This is a genomic window from Devosia ginsengisoli (genome assembly GCF_024707105.1).
Taxonomy (GTDB): Bacteria; Pseudomonadota; Alphaproteobacteria; order Rhizobiales; family Devosiaceae; genus Devosia; species Devosia ginsengisoli_A.
In genome coordinates, this window is the sequence record NZ_JANQAJ010000011.1 from 333,573 (window position 1) to 352,435 (window position 18,863).

20 protein-coding genes are annotated in these 18,863 nt (G+C 60.0%); 6 read left to right on the top strand and 14 right to left on the bottom strand.

Translation table 11 applies throughout. The features are described from left to right. Positions 1-51 precede the first annotated feature (51 nt). Positions 52-1,236, top strand: a complete 1,185-nt coding sequence (locus NVV79_RS15595; protein ID WP_303991298.1) for an MFS transporter — start codon at positions 52-54, stop codon at positions 1,234-1,236. A gap of 31 nt (positions 1,237-1,267) precedes the next feature. Here NVV79_RS15595 and NVV79_RS15600 read toward each other — a convergent pair whose 3' ends face one another. Further along, the gene (locus NVV79_RS15600; protein WP_303991299.1) at positions 1,268-1,777 is read right to left on the bottom strand and encodes a hypothetical protein; all 510 of its coding nucleotides are present in this window, start codon (positions 1,775-1,777) and stop codon (positions 1,268-1,270) included. Between the two features lie 243 nt (positions 1,778-2,020). On the opposite strand from NVV79_RS15600, the gene NVV79_RS15605 reads away from it, so the two are divergent. Next, on the top strand, positions 2,021-2,479 hold the full coding sequence (locus NVV79_RS15605) for a nucleoside 2-deoxyribosyltransferase (protein ID WP_303991300.1): 459 nt from the start codon (positions 2,021-2,023) through the stop codon (positions 2,477-2,479). Here the strand turns inward: NVV79_RS15605 and NVV79_RS15610 are convergent. The 11 genes from NVV79_RS15610 to NVV79_RS22670 all read right to left on the bottom strand — a co-directional run bounded on the left by NVV79_RS15610 (position 2,476) and on the right by NVV79_RS22670 (position 13,685). Further along, positions 2,476-3,708, bottom strand: coding sequence for a radical SAM protein (locus NVV79_RS15610; RefSeq protein ID WP_303991301.1), 1,233 nt, complete (start codon positions 3,706-3,708; stop codon positions 2,476-2,478). The genes NVV79_RS15605 and NVV79_RS15610 overlap by 4 nt on opposite strands. Next, positions 3,705-4,499, bottom strand: a complete 795-nt coding sequence (locus NVV79_RS15615; RefSeq protein ID WP_303991302.1) for a hypothetical protein — start codon at positions 4,497-4,499, stop codon at positions 3,705-3,707. The genes NVV79_RS15610 and NVV79_RS15615 overlap by 4 nt, the downstream gene beginning before the upstream one ends. Before the next feature lie 250 nt (positions 4,500-4,749). Beyond that, entirely contained in the window at positions 4,750-5,826 is a 1,077-nt protein-coding gene (gene dinB / locus NVV79_RS15620) for a DNA polymerase IV (RefSeq protein ID WP_303991303.1), read from the bottom strand. Between the two features lie 58 nt (positions 5,827-5,884). Continuing rightward, positions 5,885-6,274: a hypothetical protein gene (locus NVV79_RS15625; RefSeq protein WP_303991304.1), complete on the bottom strand. Its 390-nt coding sequence runs from the start codon at positions 6,272-6,274 to the stop codon at positions 5,885-5,887. Next, a complete protein-coding gene (locus tag NVV79_RS15630) occupies positions 6,274-9,618 on the bottom strand; it encodes an error-prone DNA polymerase (protein ID WP_303991305.1) in 3,345 nt (1,114 codons plus the stop codon). The genes NVV79_RS15625 and NVV79_RS15630 overlap by 1 nt, the downstream gene beginning before the upstream one ends. A 226-nt stretch (positions 9,619-9,844) precedes the next feature. After that, a complete protein-coding gene (locus NVV79_RS15635) occupies positions 9,845-10,093 on the bottom strand; it encodes a hypothetical protein (protein WP_303991306.1) in 249 nt (82 codons plus the stop codon). Next, on the bottom strand, positions 10,063-10,686 hold the full coding sequence (locus NVV79_RS15640; protein ID WP_303991307.1) for a hypothetical protein: 624 nt from the start codon (positions 10,684-10,686) through the stop codon (positions 10,063-10,065). The genes NVV79_RS15635 and NVV79_RS15640 overlap by 31 nt, the downstream gene beginning before the upstream one ends. Position 10,687: 1 nt before the next feature. Beyond that, positions 10,688-11,386, bottom strand: a complete 699-nt coding sequence (locus NVV79_RS15645; protein WP_303991308.1) for an SOS response-associated peptidase family protein — start codon at positions 11,384-11,386, stop codon at positions 10,688-10,690. Between the two features lie 171 nt (positions 11,387-11,557). Beyond that, on the bottom strand, positions 11,558-11,848 hold the full coding sequence (locus NVV79_RS15650; protein WP_303991309.1) for a hypothetical protein: 291 nt from the start codon (positions 11,846-11,848) through the stop codon (positions 11,558-11,560). Positions 11,849-12,177: 329 nt separating this feature from the next. Further along, a complete protein-coding gene (locus NVV79_RS15655; protein ID WP_303991310.1) occupies positions 12,178-13,077 on the bottom strand; it encodes a hypothetical protein in 900 nt (299 codons plus the stop codon). Positions 13,078-13,409: 332 nt separating this feature from the next. Further along, on the bottom strand, positions 13,410-13,685 hold the full coding sequence (locus NVV79_RS22670) for a multiprotein-bridging factor 1 family protein (RefSeq protein ID WP_369684738.1): 276 nt from the start codon (positions 13,683-13,685) through the stop codon (positions 13,410-13,412). A gap of 162 nt (positions 13,686-13,847) precedes the next feature. On the opposite strand from NVV79_RS22670, the gene NVV79_RS15660 reads away from it, so the two are divergent. The 3 genes from NVV79_RS15660 (at position 13,848) to NVV79_RS15670 (ending at position 16,189) form a co-directional block, all read left to right on the top strand. Then, on the top strand, positions 13,848-14,156 hold the full coding sequence (locus NVV79_RS15660) for a DUF6634 family protein (RefSeq protein ID WP_303991311.1): 309 nt from the start codon (positions 13,848-13,850) through the stop codon (positions 14,154-14,156). 390 nt (positions 14,157-14,546) lie between these two features. Continuing rightward, on the top strand, positions 14,547-14,984 hold the full coding sequence (locus tag NVV79_RS15665) for a hypothetical protein (RefSeq protein ID WP_303991312.1): 438 nt from the start codon (positions 14,547-14,549) through the stop codon (positions 14,982-14,984). A 57-nt stretch (positions 14,985-15,041) separates the two neighbouring features. Then, positions 15,042-16,189, top strand: a protein-coding gene (locus NVV79_RS15670) for an IS3 family transposase (RefSeq protein WP_303986880.1) whose coding sequence is annotated in 2 segments (ribosomal slippage) — positions 15,042-15,300 and positions 15,300-16,189 — 1,149 coding nt in all. Because the reading frame shifts where the segments join, the coding sequence is not laid out codon by codon here. Positions 16,190-16,438: 249 nt separating this feature from the next. Here NVV79_RS15670 and NVV79_RS15675 read toward each other — a convergent pair. Together NVV79_RS15675 and NVV79_RS15680 are read right to left on the bottom strand one after the other, a co-directional pair. Continuing rightward, a complete protein-coding gene (locus NVV79_RS15675) occupies positions 16,439-17,002 on the bottom strand; it encodes a hypothetical protein (protein WP_303991313.1) in 564 nt (187 codons plus the stop codon). Between the two features lie 360 nt (positions 17,003-17,362). Next, the gene (locus NVV79_RS15680) at positions 17,363-17,965 is read right to left on the bottom strand and encodes a hypothetical protein (protein WP_303991314.1); all 603 of its coding nucleotides are present in this window, start codon (positions 17,963-17,965) and stop codon (positions 17,363-17,365) included. 120 nt (positions 17,966-18,085) lie between these two features. Here NVV79_RS15680 and NVV79_RS15685 point away from each other — a divergent pair, with 120 nt between their 5' ends. Beyond that, entirely contained in the window at positions 18,086-18,427 is a 342-nt protein-coding gene (locus tag NVV79_RS15685) for a hypothetical protein (protein ID WP_303991315.1), read from the top strand. Positions 18,428-18,863 lie beyond the last annotated feature (436 nt).

Below are 18,863 nucleotides of genomic sequence, written 5' to 3' on the forward strand. Positions count from 1 at the left end.
CAATTCATTCAATGAAGTTTTTGAATGTACCATTGCTCCAAGGGGCGCGCAATGCAACCGATGCACCGCCAAGTCTTCCTGCTCGCCACGGCGCAGGCTTTGTTCCAGATCGTCTCCGTCCTGGTCATGACCATCGGCGGCCTGGCAGGCAGCATCCTGGCGCCATCGCCGGAATTGGCCACCGCTCCTATTGCGGCCATGTTCCTTGGGACGGCGGTATCGACCGTTCCGGCCTCGATGTGGATGACACGCGTAGGTCGCAAGATCGGCTTCGTCACCGGAGCAAGCCTGGGCACCCTGGGCGGTCTGCTCGCTGCCGGTGGCATGATGACCTCGTCGATCGCGCTGCTGTGCGTCGGCACGTTTCTGGCGGGCTGCTATCAGGGCTTCGCTCAGTTCTATCGTTTCGCTGCCGGTGAAGTGGCCGATGATCGATTCCGGCCCCGAGCAATCTCGCTGGTGCTTGCCGGTGGCGTGGTCGCGGCCCTGGTCGGTCCGCTGCTGGCACGTTGGGGCGGCGAGTTGATGCAGCCGATGTACACCGCGTCATTCCTGTTCCTCTCGGCAGCATCGGCCATCGCGGTTGGAGTGCTGCTGGGCGTCGACGTGCCCAGGACCGTCGACACGGCCGACGAGCGTGCCGCGGCCCGACCCCTGGGCGATATCGTGCGCCAGCCCACCTACCTGGTCGCCCTCTTCGGTGCGGTCACCGGCTACGGCATCATGATCCTGGCCATGACTGCCACACCGCTCGCGATGACGCACCACCACCACGATCTGACCGCGACATCGACGGTCATCCAGCTGCACGTGCTGGGGATGTTCCTGCCGTCGTTCTTCACCGGATCCTTGATCGACCGGTTCGGCGTCCTGCGGATCATGCTTGCCGGCATCGTCCTGCTCACGGCGCACGTGCTGCTCGCCCTGTCGGGGACGGGGTTCTACAACTTCACCGCCGCATTGATCCTTCTCGGCGTGGGCTGGAACTTCCTCTACATCGGCGGCACCAACCTGCTGACCCGCACCTACTCGACCGCCGAGAAGGGCAAGGCGCAGGCCACCAACGACCTGACCATATTCATCGTCGGGCTGGCGGCATCCCTCAGCGCCGGGGTGCTGCAGAACACCATCGGCTGGCAGGCCTTGAACGTGTGGCTCCTGCCGTGGCTCGCTGCGGCCGCTGCAGCGATCCTCTGGCTGCAGATCTCGCCGAAGGGGGCCGCTGTACGCGCCTGAGTGACATCCCGTCGCTCGGCAGCCCATCCAATCAGTTGCTTTGGAACCTGTATTCGTAGGGCAGCGCAGGTCGAGGCGCCCGCACCTGCACCTCGGATCGCCGGACCATCTCGACGGTGAGAATGGCGAGTTCGTGCGCGGTGCTGTCGAGTGCCTGCACCGTGGCGACGCGAAAAGCGCCGACATAGTGGTATCTCGCCTTGATGTAGTTTCGCCCGCCGTCGATGAGCATCATGACGTTGAGGTCCTCAGGCTCGTTCAGGCCCAGACCGGCCTTGTTGCAGGCCTCGGCCAGCTTGACGAAGCTATGGCCGATGGAGCGCAACTGCGTCTCCGTCCTGCCCACCGAGATAAGGGCCGCCTTAAGGTAGAGCTCGATGCCGTGGTAGTAGAGGTATCGCGTTGGATCCCCGGCCCAACCGCCAACGCCTTTCAGGTCCTTTGCCAGCAGCTGCGCGCCCACGCGATAGGCCTCGGCCTTGTTGATGAAGCCGATCGGCGTCGTGGATGTGAACGGCTCCACCGGATCGTTCTTCGTCATCTCGCTCTCTCCTCGATGCTCGCTGGGTCCGTGCACTTCTAGATCCTGAACGGCATCGACTCTTCTGGTTGCCGGAAGCGGTCGAATGCGTCGAGCACCTCCCCGGCCAGGAACAACGATAGTCGTGCAATCGGTCGCGTCGATACGCCTCCACGGGATCGAGTGACGGGATGGACAGCCTCCTGACACATTGTGTCACGCACATCGAATTTACACTTCGCCCGAGCGTGGTAGGATCGGCGTATGCAAATTTACCTGGTTGGCCCGATTACCGGACAGTCGACGGCAGGCGTTCTCAACTGGCGGGAACGGCTGAAACTTGCGATGCCCGACCAGCAATTCCTTGATCCGGCCTCGGCACCGTTTGACGCGTCGTTGGTGACTGCTGCGTCGTCTCAGTCGGTTCCGCAGACGCTGAAACGGCTACAGCACGGCCGCTTCGTCATCGACCGAAACAAACGGCTCGTGCGCGCTGCCGATGTGGTCTTTGCGAACTTACTCGAAGCTCAGGATCGCATCTCCATTGGGTCGGTTGGCGAGCTGTTCTGGGCCAACGCCTTCGGCAAGCCGATAGTCGTTGTCAGGAATCCGGTCGCAGATCCGCATGACCACGCAATGCTCAATGCCATCGCGAGTCGCATCTGCTCCACGACAGAGGAAGGTTGCGACGCACTTCGCGAACTGGCCAATTCGGCAGCCTAGGCCAGTTCAGCCGCCAATTGCGTGGCATCATATATCGTCATGCCATTCTCATCTTTGCGGCCGCTGGACTGAACGCCATCGAAAAACCCTGGAGAATACGGTCCTCTACCGCCATTCCACCGGCGTTGAAGCATCTGCATCCAGTCCGATTTCCCATCACGATCAGCGATGGGAACGCGGGATCGATAGTCCATATAGTGTCCCACGGTATGTTGGGGCACCCAGCGGTCTTCAAACAAGCTGAATGACACTATGTCTGGCGAATTTGCCATCGCGTGCTTGATGGCACCAACGAAATTTGTGTCAAACTGATTGGCTTCCAGAAACAGACTTGAACTTCCACAACAGCCATTCCCATCGCTCCATGGGATAAATTCCGTATCCCCCGCGCCAAACCTCAAGCCCAGCGCATGGCAGTGATTGCGCGCCTGGCGAACAAACGGTCGCTTTGCGTCGGCCGTCAATGTCCAGTCCGGTCCAGTCTTCTTGATCCCCATTTCGCCCATGATGCCACAGACATCTCCGATATTCGGCTTTAGATCCATGATGGCTGCCCGGACGGTGTCATTGGGCAGTTTCAAATACTCGAAGGTGACCTGCGAGGCACCCGCCTGCCATGCCAAGGTAGCCATTCGCAGTGCTTCAGCTTCAAAGGACGGAAAAACGGGCTGAATGCGCAGAGCGACCTTAATCCCGGCTCGTGCAAGAGTGGCAATACGCTCGAGAGTGATATCGAATGGGGCAGCCTTGCGGTCCACCAAGTGACGAAAGTTCTCGGCAATCCCAGATGCCGAGATACGGAAGACCAAGTTCATGCGCTTCAGCACATCCAGATATTCAGGCTCAAGGTAAAGCCCTCCCTTGGTGCTGATCAACGTTGGATATTTCTGTTCCTCGAGCACACGAAGCACCGCGAGAGTGACGCGATCCTCTGCTTCCCTATGCGTGAATGGGTCTTGGAGGCCGCCCAATTGAATCGGAACCCGCTTCTGTAGGAACTCGTCCAGTGCCGAAGCAATCACACCGCGGTTCACTCTATCGAAGCGCTGGCGCAGCGCAGAAGCACTTGCACTATGGACTCCACTGCTGGCGGCGCGACGGGACCGGTCCCGCGAGAAGCAATACACGCAGGCGAATTGGCACGTGTCATAGGAATCGATGCGTATGGGCGCCGAACAAAAGTAAACTTGGCTGGTTACGCTGACGGCGTGCTTATAGGTGCCGCTCAAGGTGAACCACCGAGCAGGATCACCAGCGCCTTCACCAAGCGATCGCCAAAGGTCAAAGTGGTCTCATCGCTGCCAAACCATGGCCGGATGAGATTGAGCCAAAGCGACCAAAGAGACAGAGCAAGGCTTGCTCCATACAGAAGCCAAACGATCTTCCGCAAAATTGGCTTGCTGGACAAAAGTGCACTGGAGATGATCCAAAACAACTCCTTCGACTTCTCAGGAAGCTTCGGGTCACCCTCCTCAAGGGTTAGGACGTATCTACGGCCATTTCGCCAAAAGCCAAGATACAAGTCTCGGTTGGCGTTGACCGGCGGAAAAGTGAGTTTGCCATCAGTAGATGCTGGCGGCATCACCGGTACGGCCGCAGGTCCATCCGCGGCGTCGCAACTTGTGGCAACTTGCTTTGCTACAACCTCCCTCAGTTGTGCATCGGGCGTGGGGAACTGGTTCAGGTTGTGATGGAATAGCCAGACTAGGAACCGGTGCGAGTGGCCTCGCTTCTCATAGTCCTCGTAGGTCTCATACTCCTGAACGATCCGGGGGCATGATATTTTGGTAATTCCGAAGGCAGCGAGCGAAAGCACACTCGCCCACCACATGTACCAAAATCCAGTCGTAGAAATTGCTGCGACCTGACCGATGTTGCCAACGAGCGGCGCGGCGGTGATGACCAGGGCAGCAGGCTTCAATATCGGCAACCGACCAATTTTCAAGACGTACTGCCAGTCAAAGAAGTACCACCGAGATACCGGCTTGGGCGGCTTTTGATCGTCAACAGTCACGCTCATCTACCCCTTTTGCCTTTATAGTCAGAGAGATACGCGAATATTGCAAGACGGGACGTGAATCGGCGGTCACCAATCGTGTATACGACATCGACGACCCAACCTAGGCAGGTCCATCGTTTGACAAGTTTATCTCCATGCCAATAAAAGAGCAGCCTCGAGAGCCGGCACGGACGGCTGGCTTCGATAAAGATATCGCCAAAAGCAGACAGACCGCTGCCGGCCCCCATCCTGCCGGTTTTCCTGCGCCGTCTCAGACCAAGCTTAGCTGTTCCTCGGCGTGGTCAGAACCCAGGGCAAAGCTGGATGCCGTGACGCCGAGCAAGCGCACCGGGAGGGACGGAGGGAACTCGGCGACCAGCAGACCTTGAACGGCCGCAGCGAACTCGCCGGGCTCTCGCAGGTGGCGCGTGGCGCTCCGGGACCGGGTGATCTGTTCGAAGTTGTTGAATTTTACCTTTAAGGTCACCGTCCGCGGCCATAGCTCGCGCTGTTCGCAGACGCGCCAGACCTTTTGAACGAGGGGGGCGACAAGAACACGTGCCGCTTCGATCGTCGCGATGTCCTCGCGGAAGGTGTCTTCGGCACCAACGCTCTTGCGCTCCCTGTTTGGCATGACCTGCCGATGGTCGATACCTTTGGACAGATCGAACCAATAGTCAGCCGAGCGTCCGAACCTCTCGATCATCTGTTCAAGTGATAAAGCGGCCAGATCGGCGCCTGTGCGTATGCCCAGAGCATGCATCCTTGCCGCCGTCGCCGGTCCCACACCGTGGAACTTCTCGATCGGCAGGCCGGCGACGAACGCTGCCCCCTTCCCGGGCGGGATGACGAAGAAGTTGTTCGGCTTTCGGTGGCCCGAGGCCATCTTGGCCAGGAACTTGTTGTAGCTAATGCCGGCGGACGAATTTAGGCCTGTGACCTGTTTGATCTTCGCCCGAATGGCGTTGGCGACGTCCCTAGCCAACGGGATGCCTTGCAGGTTATCCGTGACGTCGAGATACGCCTCGTCGAGCGAGAGGGGCTCGATCAGAGGCGTATGTTCAGCGAAGATCTCCCGGATCTGAGCCGAGACGGCCTTGTAGACATCGAACCGCGGCGGCACGAAGATCAGGTCGCGGCATTTCCGCATCGCCGTGACCGAAGCCATGGCAGAATGGACCCCAAAGACCCGCGCCTCGTAGCTGGCTGCGGCGACGACACCACGCGCTGCACCGTGGCCGACTGCTACGGGCTTTCCACGAAGCGCCGGATTGTCCCTCTGCTCAACCGATGCGTAAAAGGCATCCATGTCGACGTGGATCATCTTTCGTACGGTCATCCGACCCATCCAAGTTCCAGCGGCACGCCCTTATGGTCCGATGCAGCGTCATTCGATGTCAGCACGTTCATCTCCCGAACTTCCTGCCACCCTTTCGCTTCCCGACCCATGGTGGCTCATGGTCGATTGTCGCCTCGCGAGCCCTCTGCATCACGATCAACTCGGCGGTCGACAGGGGGACCGTCCCTGCCCCGTGCGTGCCGGAGAATTCGGGCCTTTTGCCGGCGTGTCCAAGCGCGAAAGTCGGATAGTACCAGCCGCAGATGGAACACCGCAGCCGGCCGGCCAGAACCTCTCGTCCCGCATAGAAATCAAAGGTCCAACCGACATGCACCGCCAACAACTCAAGGCGGAGGGGCGCGTCGTGGCTGCAGAAGTAATGGTGACTGCAATAGGCGTGGATGGCACGGTCAGTGTCGCGAAAGTCCTCGAGCGTTCTGATCTGCCGGGTCAGCATCAGTGGAAGTTCCGACCTGATGGCAAGGCATCGGCCAGCCGCTTGTGCATATCGGCCTGGTATTGCTCCTGCTCTCTGTTCCGCCCTTTCGGTCCGCCGGTTTTGCCCTCGTCGGCCCGGGCGATGACGCGTTCACCGATGTCGGTTCCGCCGGCGATCGCTGCCATGTCGCCGGTCAGGTCGACGAACTCCTTGGCGATGACGTGAATGACGATCCCTTCGCGCTGCAGGGTTCCCTTCACGCCGAGCACACGGGCACCGAGAACCACTCGACGATTGGCTTCGAATACCTTGGGCCAGACGATCACGTTGGCCACACCGCTCTCGTCCTCGAGGGTGGCGAAGATGACGCCGCTGGCCGTGCCAGGCCTTTGCCGCACCAGCACCAAGCCGGAGACCATGACGGTGCGGCCAGGATCCAGGGTCCGCAATGCATCGGCGGGCACGAAGCTACGGTGCGTCAGATCTTCCCGCAGGAAACTCATGGGATGGGCTTTGAGCGATATGGAGAGCGCACGATAGTCGTGGATGACTTCCTCGCCGGGCGGCATGGGCTCCAGACCGTTCTCTTCTTCCACCCAGCGCTCCGGACGCTCGCCGGCCTGAAACAGCGGCAACGTCTCGGCGCCATGCTCGCCAACCAGCCCGGAAATCGCCCAGGCGGCGTCTCGACGACTGAGGCCCAAAGACTGGAAGGCATCCGCGTCAGCCAGAAGGCTCAGGATCGTCGGCGTCAGGCCGGTGCGCAGCCACAGATCCCTGACGCTGTCATAGCCCCCTTTCCGTCGGGCAATGATCAGGTTGGCATGATCAGCCCGTAGGCCTTTGACCAGGTTGAACCCGAGCCTTATCCCCATCGTGCTCCAGATGTCTTCCGCCATCTCCGAATGCTTGGGCGCCAGATTGAGACCGGCCTGGTTGGTCCGCTCCATCACGTTCTCGAGGTCGGACAGGTTGACGTCCACGGGCCGCACGTCGACGCCATGATCCATGGCATCCCGGATGATCTGCGACGGCGCGTAGAAGCCCATGGGCTGACTGTTGAGCAGCGCCGCCGCGAACACGTCTGGATAGTGGCACTTGATCCAACAGGACACGTAGACCAGCAAGGCGAAGGAGGCGGCATGGCTCTCGGGGAAGCCGTAACTGCCAAAGCCTTCAATCTGGCTGAAACAGCGCTGGGAGAAATCCATATCGTAGCCATTGGCCAGCATGCCCGAGATGAACTTGTCCTTGAACGGGCCAACGCCGCCGGTCCGCTTGAAGGTCGCCATGGCACGTCGCAGGCGGTCGGCTTCGCCCGGCGTGAACCCGGCGGCGACGATGGCGATCTTCATCGCCTGCTCCTGGAACAAGGGAACGCCATAGGTTTTCTTGAGCACGTGCTCGAGTTCAGGCGACGGATAGCTGGTGGCCTCCAGACCCTGGCGCCGCTTAAGATACGGATGCACCATGTCGCCCTGGATCGGCCCAGGGCGGACGATAGCGACCTCGATGACAAGATCGTAGAACTCGGCAGGCTTAAGCCGCGGCAGCATGGACATCTGTGCCCGGCTCTCGATCTGGAACACACCGATGGTGTCGGCACGGTGCGTCATCTTGTAGACCCGCTCGTCCTCCTGCGGGACCGTCGCGAGCGTCAGGTCGTGGCCGTAGTGCTGACGCAGCAGGTTGAAGCTCCGACGGATGCAGCTCAACATCCCCAAAGCCAGTACGTCGACCTTGAGGATGCCCAATTCGTCGAGATCGTCCTTGTTCCACTCGATGACGGTGCGGTCTTCCATGGCAGCGTTCGAAATTGGTACCAAGTGGTCCAGCCGGTCCCGCGTGATGACGAAGCCGCCGACATGCTGGCCCAGGTGACGTGGAAAGCCATAAATTGCGGAGGCGATTTCCATCACCATACTGATGGTCGGGTCCGTGGGGTCGATACCGACCTCGCGCAGCCGCGCTGCAGGTATATCCATGGAGCCCCACCCCCAATTGAGGCCGGAGATCATGGAAATGGTATCAGCAGACAGACCGAACACCTTACCGACATCGCGGATCGCGCCCTTGGCCTGATAGGTGGTGACGGTGGCAGTGAGCCCTGCCCGATGGCGCCCGTACTTCTGGTAGATGTACTGCATGACCTCTTCGCGCCGCTCATGCTCGAAGTCGACATCGATGTCTGGCGGTTCATCGCGTTCGGTCGAAACGAAGCGCTCGAACAGGAGGTCGACGAGCATGGGGTCGACTTCGGTGATGCCAAGGCAAAAGCACACCGCCGAGTTGGCCGCGGATCCTCGCCCCTGGCAAAGGATGCCGCGCTCTTGCCTGGCGAACCGCACGATGTCCTGCACGGTCAAAAAGTAAGCCGCGTACTTCATTTCCGCGATGAGAGCGAGCTCGTGCTCCAACCCCTTCATAACCTTTTCGGGAACGCCCAATGGATACCGGCTGATGGCCCCTGCCCGCGCCAGCCGCTCCAAGGTCTGCTGCGCCGTTTCGCCGTTGCCGACAGTTTCCTCGGGATAGATGTATTTGAGCTGGTCCAGGGTGAAAGAGATGCGCCCGATGAAGCGTCGCGTCTCAATAATCGCGCCTGAGTGCTCGCGGTACAGACGCGCCATGTCCCGAGGATCACGGATGAAGCGTTCGGCATTCGGCGCGAGCCTGAAACCCGCGTCGTAGATCGTGGTCAGTTCCCGGATGCAGGTGAGCACATCCTGGATAATGTGGCGACGGGGGTCGTGATAGAGCGGCTCCATTGTTGCAAGCATCGGCAGCCCGGCCCGGACACATGCCTCGGCCAATCGATAGAGCCGGGCGCGGTCCCCGCCGTCGAACTGCGGCGAAGCAGCGAGCCACACCCTGCCAGGGGCGCCCTGCTCGAGCAATTGAGCGGTTCCGACGTCCTGTTCGACCTGCCCATCGCGTGGGATCACGATCATCAACTGCCCATCAGACTTCTCGACGAGATCTGCCAGCTCCAGGTGGCACTGGCCCTTGGGGGCACGCCGGTTGCCCAGTGTCAGAAGAGCCGCCAGCCGGCCATAGGCCTCTCTGTTCGTGGGATAGACCGCTACATCAGGCGAACCATCGGCAAAGACAATGCGGGCACCGACGACCAACCGAAAATCAGGATAGTCCTGCCGCAGATCCTTCGCCGCGGCGTAGGCTCGAACGACGCCGGATAGCGAGTTGCGATCGCAGATGCCAATGCCGGAGAGACCAAGGCCGGCGGCCTGGGCGACCATCTCGAAGGGATGGCTGGCGCCTCTCAGAAATGAGAAATTGGTGGCGGAAACCAACTCGGCATAGGCCGGTGCATGGGATTCCGCTCTCACCAATGCCGTATCCACGATTGACTCCCTTGTCCATTTTGTTCCTTATTTGTTCTCATCTGGAACGGGTAAAGGTCAATGCGGTTTCGTCGCGTGGGAAGAAAAGTGGATAACCGGTGCATAACGTTGGTCGTGCACGCGGATCAGTGGGATGCGATCGTGCCCTACGGCGACGAGACCACAAGCGGGGGTATGCCCTTGGATTTGCCTCGCCTGCGGACGCAAGACGACAGCACTACCGATATCAAGTCGCAGCGAGTTGCTCGAGACGTTCGGTTAGCGCCTTGAGCTCCCATTGGCGGGTGAGCTCGGCAGCGCGACGCCAATCAGGATTTTGATCCGGGATACTGCCTAACGGCGCATTGGTCACCATGGTCGCAAGGCGCTTGTAGAGGCGGAGGTCATCGGCCGCCGCTGTGAAGTGGCCATCGGCGATCATGGCCTCAAGATCAAGGTGCCGCTTCAACAGACTGGCAGCGGTCTTCTCACCCACCCCCTGGCACCGGGGATCTTATCCGAGGGGTCGCCGCGAAGCGCGATGAAATCGGGCACCTGCCGGGGCTCGACGCCATAGCGTTCGCGCACCTCCGCCGGGCCGATGCGGGCCATCTCGCCCGCTTTGGCGGGATGCAGAATGACGGTGCTCGCTGACGCCAATTGGAAGGCGTCCCGATCGCCGCTGGCGACGATGGCGCTGCCTCCGGCCTTTTCCTCCGCGGCAACGGCTGTGGCGAGGAAGTCGTCGGCCTCAAAACCTGCCGCCTTTCCGATGGCAAAGCCGAAGGCTTCGACGAGCTCAGGGAGCACCGCAAGTTGCTCGACGATGTCGTCGTCGAACTCCCGCCCGCCCTGATAGTGGGGAAAGAGTTCGGCGCGGAAGTTCGGCACCTCCAGCGTGTCCCATCCCACCACTACGGCTCTGGGCTGCTCATCGGCATAGAGTCGCAGCAGATAGTTCGCGAACCCGACAATGGCGCCAGCCTGGCGGTCGCCCTTGCGACGGATGGCCTTGGGCAAGCCGTGATAGGCGCGATGTGCGAGGGAGTCTCCATCGATGATCAGCAGCGGGCGTTTCGACTTTGCCATCTCAAGCCGACAATCTGAGCGGATCGCCCGGATCGGGGATCTCATCAAGGCCGGGCACATACTTGAGCGGCAGCCTCGCAATGACTTGGAGATGGCCATCAGGCAGCGGCCTCTGCAATGCCTTGGCTTCGGACCAGGGCGCTCGCAGCCAGACATCCCGCTCCTCCTCTGTCGCCAGGATGACCGGCATTGCCTTCTCGTGAATGGCGCCGACAACGTCATTCGGCTTTGTCGTGAAGAACGCGAAAGGCTTGTGGTCCATTGGGCCTTCGTCCTTGCGCCGCGTGCCATGCCAATCGGTCCACAGGCCGGCGAAGAACATCAGCGGTTCGGTCTCGTCCATGGCGAACCACGCGTTGCCGTTGGCGCCATCGTCAAGCTTGGTGGGTTCAGCAAACCTGGTAAGCGGTACCAGGCAACGGTGCTCGACCCCGAGGTACCCCTTCCAGTCATCGAACCATGGATGCCGAATGTTGGTCGTGCCGCGGTTCGGCTTGTCGGTGACTGGGTCTTTCAATGATGGGAGCCCCCAACGCCCGAACCCAAGCACACGATCATCGCCGCTCTGCTTGATCAGGGGCGAGGTATAGTCGGGATAGATCGCATGGAGCACGGGAATGTTGCGCATCGCGTCTTCCCACTCGGCGACCAGCTTTTGGATTGCCTCGGTCGTGGTGGTCATCGAGTAAAGATTACACACGCCACTGCTTCCCCTCTAGATCCGCCAGCAACGCCCTCACAGATTCTGCCCGAATGTCGGCCAGCTCGTCCTCGCGACGTTGCGGTGGAACGGCTTCGAACTCTGCCAGCAGGCGCTTGAGCCGAGCGATCTCCTTATCGCGCGCCGTATTGATCGATGGGAGCCGCCAGCTCAATTGGCGTCCACCTTGTTGTCGGCAATCGCCAGGTCGATCCTTTCCTCGATCTCGTCGAACACCACCGATATTAGGAACTCGCGTTCGGCATCGGTTTGACCGCCGTCGGCCTCCACCTTGACGGTGTACGATCGCAGTACGTGGTCGCGGCGAAGGGTATATCCGGCTTTGAACTCGACGACTCCGTGGTCGCTCCACAAGTCGACCATGAACGTCTCGAGATACTGGACGTATCGTTCCGAAAGTTCGGAGCTCAGTTGATCCACCAATTCCTTCATCATCGCCACCACCTCTCAGCAGTGAACCTAGCCTTCTTATCCCCGCCTGCGCCAGAGGACCTATCCTGGCGCACAACAGGGAGATGAACCATGAGACTTGATACAGAAGAAAGGCGAACGGTGGCCCAATTCCTGAGCAGTTTAGCCGCCGGCAAAATGGCGACGCTCGTTCTTGCACCGCTCGCCGCCGGTACCCTCAGGCGGGGATTGGCCGTGGCTGCGGTGGTAGGGGCACCCACACGAAGCCACCGACCTCCAGTCGCGCTCGGGCGGACTGCAGGTCGGGGAATCGGGACGGCTCCGCTACGGCGGCCGGGTGAAGTCGCGGTCGTTCTAGCCTACAGCCCCAGGTATCCGAAGACCGCGCGCTTGACGGCTTCCTCCGCCACCGCACCGCCGACGGCCAAGGCACCGTTACCGACCTTCTTGGCAGCGCCGCCGATCCATTCGAGCGTCTTCTTGCCGACGGTTTTCTTCTGCCCGTCGGCGATGGTGTAGGTGCCGTCCTCCTGGAGCGACGCTTCCAGCGTCAGCACGTCGTCGGCACCGAGCCCCAGCGCCTTGAACGCCGTTTCCAGGCTCGCTTTGTCGCCCGCCACTACCGTCGGCGCGTTCATGGTTTCGACATTGCCCACGACGACGTTGCCGCCGTAGATCGTCACGTTGACGAGCTTGTCGACAGTCTCCGGTGATAGCTTCTCGACGGCGGTTTCGTCATCGGCGGGCAGCTCGGCCTGAATTTCCAGCGCGAAGGTCAGCACCCTGGTCCGTACGGCATCGACCAGGCCGACCATCATGGTGCCGGGGATCGGCATCCAGGCGGAATGCAGGGCATATCCTCGGATGAACTTCGACTGATAGTAGGCAGTCAGGTCTGCCTGCCATGGCATCTGGTACGTCTCGTCTTTTTTGGCGTCTTCATACGTCGCGATGGACTGCATCATGTAGATTTCGCGGGCGTGGTGCTGGTGTTCTTCTTCCAGGATGCTGGCAGCGAGCGGCTGGTTACGGATACTCGCCCCCAGCGGTCCACTGAAGTGCCCCATGGCGACGCCGGTCGACTTCCGGTAGTCCGGCAAATCGTCGGCTGCGGTGTAACCGTTGAGTTCCGCTTCGACCCAGGTCCGCAACGGTGTGTTCTTGAGCTTATAAGACAGAACCAAGCACTTGCGGAGCAGCGGCGCCACGCTGTCGGTCGATCCGATAGCCTCTTCGATGATGTCGTCGACCAGTTTCATGGCGCAATCACCGAGCACTTGCCAATTGAGATGGCCAGAGAGTCCCGATCGGGTCCGGTGTTTCCGATTTCAGGCGCCGATGCCGTCCGCGTAGCTATCCATTCTCCAGACGGCTCGAGCTTGAAATGCACAAACACATCCCGATCACACGAAGTCATAAGAACGGCGTCTCCTTCTCCGACGTACGAGCGGCAAATGTAGGCCGATGAATAGCTTTGGCTCCGTTCTTCGGCAAAATTCCGGGACTGTTCACGGAGCAGGATTGGAACGCCTAGACCAACAATGGGCAGTTGAAACGCAGCGCCGTCATGCTGCTTCGGCAGTTCCGCCTGCTAGGTGGAACCCGGCTGGTTTGCCGGGCGCCTTTTTTTGGGCCTCACCCATGCCGCCGGTATCGAAAACCCGGCCCGGTTGTTAGTCTGAAAAAATTCGACCCCGCGGGCCTCGAGTGCTTTTTGACAGAGCTCAAAAACGTCGGTGCCAACCGTTTGGCGCGTTTCAATGTTCCGGATTGTTCTGAGACCCAGTTTCGAAGCTTGGGCGAGCTCACTCTGGGACATGCCCAGAGCCTCACGTGCGGCAGCTATGAGTTCGGGTGACGTCAGCATTCGCTACGAATGCCACGCGTAATCCTTTGCTTCCAGTAGTTATTATCCTTGCCTACTAGCGGCAAGATGCGACTCATTATAGGCACGTTCATGCCTATTTTAGGCAAGCAACAATGTCAGTTGCTGTCGTCAACCCGCGAATCACTGCGGCAGGAGTCGAAAATGGCCCGCTTTCCACGTCATGAGATGATCAAAACAGTCACCAAGTTGGAGGCGCTTTCCGGTGATCTGAGGCACATAATGAACGGCGTTGTGCCCGATGAGGAGCTGTTGCGGGCTGCTCCTATTCTGGAGAACTGGTCGGTGAGGCCTGCGCCGTTCCCCGTCCTGGTCGGAAATGTCAGCGGTCACCCTAAGCTAATGGACGGCGAGATAGTGACGTCTCAGTTGTTCCTGATCGAAGACAGGCAGAATTGGGCAAGGACTTTTTCGCGATACTATCGTCTGGGAGAGCAGGCACGGCGAGGCTGAAATGCCAAACAGATCCCGGAAACCAAACTTGCGAAAGATAGCGACATCGTTTGACCGGAGGCGAGAAGCGGCGCTACGCAAAGTGCATCTGCCGACGGTCGAAGACCTGATCTACGGAATGCCATTTTATGGCGGCGAGCTAGAGGGCGACGTTCGTGAGTTTGCCAACCGATCTGTGACCGTGGCAGGGTCTTTGGGTCTTTATCCTCTGCAGATCGCGTTGAACGAGCTCGCGATTTCCCCCTCCATGGAGGAGTCGAGAACCTAGGCCTTGCTGTCGATGGCGCCTCGCCATCGACCAGGGTCCAAAAGTTTGTCGACATCATTCTACTCCGTCGTCGCATCTATCTTGCAGCATGGGGCAAAAGTGCACCGCTGTCTTTCCTTGCCATGGAGACGATCAACGCAGCCTTTGATCAGCTTTACGCACCACCGAACCACGAGGCATACCTCACCCTCATGTTCAGAGCGATGGAACTGCTTGCGACGGCCGCCGCTGCAGAACCGTTCCAAACCTACCTTCCGGGAAATCGTCTCTGGCACAGGGACAATCCTGATATGAACTTGATCCAGGCACGAGGCATCCGACCAACGATTACTCGCCTAATCCTCGACGAAGAGAACAAGGATATAATAGACACCAGCCTCGCTGACATTCCGAGGCCACCAGAAGTGACTGCGGGCCACGCCGCTGTTGTCATCCCGTCGATAGGTAACTCGAAAACGTCCGAAGGGAAGACTGCCGCTTCTTATGCAGCGGATGTGGTTGGCATTGCGCTTCCGCTGACCGTTTCCGTTCAGCCTCAGCGTGTCCGTTCAACACTTTGAGCTGCTGCCGGTTTTGAGGACACCGAGTTAAGGTGTTTTTGGAACTGGAGAGTTTTGATGGAGAGACGCAAGTTCAGCCGGGAGTTCAAGCTCGAGGCTGTTAAGCTGGTCAGGGAACGGGGCGTTGCGGTCGCGCAGGCGGCCCGTGATCTGGACCTGCATGTGAACGTGTTGCGCAAATGGGTGCGCGAGCAGTCGGCCGATCCGCAGCAGGCCTTCCCCGGTCATGGGCAGATGAAGCCCGAGCAGCTCGAGATCGAGAAGCTGCGCCGCGAGGTCGCCAAGCTCAAGGCGGAGCGCGATATCCTAAAAAAAGCCGCGGCCTACTTCGCCAGGGACTCGATATGAGGTTCTCTTTCGTGGCGAAGCACCGGGGGATCTGGCCGGTCTCGTGGATCTGTGAGGCGCTCGGTGTGTCTCGCTCGGGCTTCCATGCCTGGCTCAACCGCTCGCCGAGTAGACGGGCTCAGTATGACGAGGTGCTCGTCGCCGGGATCCGGTCCAGCTTTGCCGGAAGTGATCGCACCTATGGCGCTCGACGGGTATGGCACGACGTGCTGGCCGAAGGGCTCGACGCCGGTCTGCATCGCATTGAGCGGCTGATGCGCCAGGAAGGTCTGCGGGCTCGTCCGCGCCGACGGGGCCTGCCCAAGGATGGCGGGCAGCGCCATGCGGCCTCGCCCAACATCCTGGACCGGTCGTTCGTGGCGTCGGCGCCGAACCAGAAGTGGATCGCTGACTTCACCTATATCTGGACGGCCCAGGGCTGGCTCTATGTGGCGGCGGTGGTCGACCTCTACTCCCGCCGGGTGGTGGGCTGGTCGATGAGCTCATCGATGGCCGCTCAACTGGTGACCGATGCGCTGATCATGGCCATCTGGCGTCGCGGCAAACCCGACAGCCTGCTGCACCACTCCGACCAGGGCAGCCAATATACCAGCGAGCAGTTCCAGCGGCTGATGGCCGATCATGGCATCACCTGCTCGATGAGCCGGTCCGGCAATGTCTGGGACAACGCGGCGATGGAGAGCTTCTTCTCATCGCTCAAGACCGAACGCACCGCCCGCAAGGTCTATCGCACCAGGGATGATGCCAAGGCCGATGTGTTCGACTATATTGAGCGCTTCTACAACCCGAGGCGCAGACACTCGACGCTGGGCTATCTGAGCCCCGTGGAATACGAAGAGCAAGCTAAGCTAGCCTAACTTCGTGTCCACCGAACCGGCAGCAGCTCATCGAACTTATTTGGAATCGGGCATACACTCGCACGCTCGGTTAGGACCTTCGTCCTAAACCCGTTACGACGCAAGAATATCTCAAGAGAATTGATAGCGGTGGTCTTGCCTGCCTTTGGTGACCCAGCAAACTCAATGACGATTGGCCTTCGTGGACGAACGCGGCGCTTTAGCTCGAGTACCTGGGAAGCTAGCTTTTCCAGTTCCTTAATGTGACGATCAGTTTGAGCCGTTGTCGTCGCCTTGTTGCGCGTTTCGGGCAAGCCGGAACCCCTCCTTTTCGAAGAACTCTATGAATTTTCCAGCTGAGAAACCGCTGAAAAATCCCATTACCAAGAACAGATACTTGGACGATATGGCGGTTGTAACAGTGCCCTCTGAGGCAAGGTTTACGCTTAGGTGCCAGAGGGCAAAGACAACAAGGGCGACTAACGCCGACACCGGAACACGTATTACGTAGTACGCCAAGGTTGATATCCGAGACACATCAAGACCAGAAACCCTGAAGTTATATTCCTGATTAATCCCCGCCTTATAAAGTTTTCGCGCATAGTATATACTCGCGCCACAGACTGCCGACTGCATCAAAAGGAAGACCGTTGCGGTTTCTGTTATTTTATCTGGAACATCCAGCGAAAGCATGCTTTCTACCAAAAGATAACCGCTAACGATGATGGCCAGACCATAAAAGCCAAAAAGCAAGCACACCTCCATCATCCCAAGCGCCATTTTCGAAGGATCACGCCGCGGGTTGGGTGGGGTCTGTTGAACTGGATCGGTCACGATCTATCTCGACTCGCGAAGACTTGAACAAAAGCTAAGCTACGCTACTCCTGTAATTGCATCTGACCAATACTTTCAATCATCAGCTAACAGGTTCCGCTGGTACGGAAACTCGCTGATGCGGTACTGTTTTGCTTAGCTTCGACCTACCGGCCGACATCATTCCCATGCACGCGGTCCGACCGCGTCTCCGCCTCGAAAGTTCCGCGCATATTGGGCGCTGACACCGACAATCCCGGCCAGCATGTCGAAACCATGCGCGCCAAAGGCGAGGTTGTTGGCCCCTGCCCCGGTTTCCACAAAGCCGTCGAGCCGCGTGATGGCCGCATCGAGCCGTAGAGATCGGCCGCATCACAGGTGCTACCACCCTCGCTGCTTTAGCCAAGCTGCAATAAACTCCGCCTCGATCTGCTGGCCGATATCGTTTCGATGCACGCGGTCGGACCTTGTCTCGTCGCTGCGCAATGCCTCCAGCAGCCGCGCTTCGGTCTCGGCATCGAGCGTATTGTCGGGGAAAGACTCGCGGAGCAGGACATTGATGGCGAGCAGCACTTCCAGCGTCAGGCGATCCTCGCCGCCGCCCGAAACGGGCACTTGCGGCATGATGAGGAAGCGGTTCGAGCCCAGCGCGGCCACGCCCTGCTTGAGGTAGTCGAGATAGGCTTCGGGCGTTTCGCCGGCATTGCGGCGGTCATAGAGGATGGTCACGCCATCATGCGGCGCCAGCGTCAGCATGCCGCGCACGATGCGGCGGATGTCCTGCCGGCTGACCGACAGGTTCTCGATGGCGCGGGGCTCGCCCAGCACGGCCAGCAGCCGATCGGGCCAGCGGGTCTGGGCGCCGTCGCCCCGGCCCGTGCTATCGCCGTGGATGACCAGGTCTGTCGGCGCCGCCATGCTCCCCGGAGCCAGGCTGCTGGCAAGGATCGCACCCAGCAGCAGGGCCATCGGCATATGTCGCATCGTCGTGTCTCCTCCGCGGCAGAAGAGCATCGCTGTGGGCCGCGTTCAACTCCCGGGTGCCAAACTTCTCCCCGCCCCACCATCCTGCCTTATCCTCACTCCCAACCAGGGAGACCCCACATGCAGGACAAACCACGCCTCGGCCCGCGCGCCATCAATGCCTATAATCGCCTTTCGCGGGAGGTAGCCGCGCTCAATTATGTCACCCGCGTCGCCAAGCCGTCCGGCCCGCTCAGCGAGATCACGCTGCGCAGTCTCAACAAGGCCCTGCATCTCGCCAACCGCCTCTATCGGCGCGAGCCCGGCATTTCGCGCTTCGCGATGTTCGATCCGCGCGACTCGATCAGCATGGCCGATTTCGTCATCATCGTTGCTCGCCTGAGCGCCGCCTCGATCGCCTTCGAGGAGCGTTATGCCCACTTGACGGAAGCGGGCAAAGCTCTGCCGGGCAACGGCAATTAGGCTCAAGCGAAAAACTTGTCCCCGCCTGTCGGAGCCATGTCATCATTCTTCCATTCCCGCCATACACGCGGCCCCGACGCAGGGCCGGGCGGGGGAGGACCGGGGGATGGGGGCGCCTGTCCAGTGGGGGAAATACGGCAGCCGCGCCTGCAATAACGGTGTCGCCTGAACCATACCCTGCGCAAAACCGGCTCGTGACGGGCGGCCATTGGACCGTTCTACCCTTATTCGGAAGGCCCGATGGCCGCCCGTTACCGTATAACCGCGACGCCAATTGGCCGGGCGGCGTTTTGGCATGCCTTGCCCGTTTCGACGCGTCTCGGCGCGGCCAGCCCCCGCCCGGTGAATAATATGGCTTCGTCCTGTACTCTTCAGGCATGGCTAAACCGCAAGATCGGTCGAGCGCGGTATGGGTCCGGGCGGCTAGATGAGGCTG